1 protein-coding gene is annotated in these 1,233 nt (G+C 60.7%); it reads left to right on the top strand.

The features are described from left to right. The first annotated feature begins 95 nt into the window (after nucleotides 1-95). The gene (locus IE091_RS18325; protein WP_189464327.1) at nucleotides 96-1,094 is read left to right on the top strand and encodes an IS5 family transposase; all 999 of its coding nucleotides are present in this window, start codon (nucleotides 96-98) and stop codon (nucleotides 1,092-1,094) included. Nucleotides 1,095-1,233 lie beyond the last annotated feature (139 nt).

Raw genomic sequence — 1,233 nt, 5'->3', positions numbered from 1 at the left:
GGAAACGCTGCATAAATCCCGTCGGAGCTGCCTCATAGCCACCGACGAGGTAAAATCTGACCTGTCGTCCAACACCCGCTGACAGAGCCACTCCGATGAAACAGATCTCATTCGCCCAGGCTGAGCACCAGAACAAGAAGAAGGTCACCCGCCGCGAGCGGTTTCTTGCCAGGATGGAGAAGCTGGTGCCGTGGCAACGGCTGATCGCAGCACTGTCGCCGTCCTACTTCCCGAATTCAGCGGGCAAGCGAGGCCGACCACCCATTGGCCTGGAGCGCATGCTGCGCATTTACTTCCTGCAGCAGTGGTATGCCCTGGCCGATGAAGCGCTGGAGGATGCCATCTACGACAGCCAGGCCATGCGTGACTTCATCGGTATCGATCTGGCCATCGAGAGTGTGCCGGATGCGACCACGCTGCTGCGCTTCCGTCACCTGCTGGAGCAGCATGCCCTGACCCAGCGGATCTTCGAGGAAATCAACGCCCACTTGGCCGAGCAGGGCCTGTTCATGCGCGAGGGCACCATCGTCGACGCCACCATTGTGGCGGCCGCCCCTTCCACCAGGAACAAGGCCAGGCAGCGCGATCCGGAGATGAAGCAGACCCGGAAGGGTAAGCAGTATTACTTCGGCATGAAGGCCCATATCGGTGTCGATGCGGTCACCGGACTGACCCACAGTGTCGCCGCCACGTCGGCCAACGTCGCCGATGTCACCATGGCCAGTGAATTGGTCCGGGACGATGACAAGCGGGTATACGGCGACGCGGGCTACACCGGTATGTGGAGCTATCTGGGCGAAGAGAAGGATGCCCCGGACTCCCGCTGCTGTGTTGCCGCCAAGCGCGGCCCCATCAAGAAGATGGAAGACAGTCCCATGAAAGCGCTGCTGCTGGCGATCGAGAAGGCCAAGGCCAGCATCCGCGCCAAGGTCGAGCACCCATTTCATGTCATCAAGAACCTCTTCGGCTACCGGAAGGTGCGCTACAAGGGGCTGGCCAGGAACCAGGCACAGCTGTTCACCCTGTTCGCCCTCGGCAATTTGGTGCTGGCTGGACGATGCCAGGGCCATGCTGACGGGGCCAGTGTGTCTTGAATCTGGCCTGGCAGCTGGATAACCAGGCTGCCAGGGTAAAAAGGCCACCTTCCGTGGCCAGAAAGTGACCGTTGACGCGGTGAATATGCCGCCCAGAGTGCTTTAGCCGCTCAGAGACGAATTGATCAGCGGTTCCTTA

It is taken from the genome of Vreelandella hamiltonii, from assembly GCF_014651775.1.
GTDB lineage: Bacteria > Pseudomonadota > Gammaproteobacteria > Pseudomonadales > Halomonadaceae > Vreelandella > Vreelandella hamiltonii.
This window is presented reverse-complemented; position numbering and strand designations above follow the sequence as displayed.

What these genes read in the sequence shown, in the direction of transcription:
- IE091_RS18325 (WP_189464327.1), top strand. Translation starts at nt 96, where the DNA reads ATGAAACAGATCTCATTCGCCCAGGCTGAGCACCAGAACAAGAAGAAG.